This window comes from Mycobacterium sp. NGS49 (genome assembly GCF_059812565.1).
Genome location: NZ_JCALCX010000131.1, coordinates 1 through 219 on the forward strand (window position 1 = coordinate 1; position 219 = coordinate 219).

Consider the following 219-nt stretch of genomic DNA (forward strand, 5'->3'; position numbering starts at 1 on the left):
CGATGACCCCATTGCGGTGGTGGGGATGGCGTGTCGGTTGCCGGGTGGGGTGGATTCTGCGGAGGCGTTGTGGGAGTTGGTGATTGCTGGTGGGGATGCGGTGGGGGTGTTTCCCGCTGATCGGGGTTGGGATGTGGCGGGGTTGTTTGATCCTGATCCTGAGGCGGTGGGCAAGACCTACACCCGCTATGGGGCGTTCCTGCCCGATGCGGCCGGCTT

The 219-nt window shown here is 64.8% G+C and carries 1 protein-coding gene; it reads left to right on the forward strand.

Annotated features, from left to right (window positions below; genetic code table 11):
- Positions 1 to 219: beta-ketoacyl synthase N-terminal-like domain-containing protein (locus AC5Y7D_RS31015; RefSeq protein WP_499930025.1), on the forward strand; the 219-nt coding region annotated here is incomplete at both ends.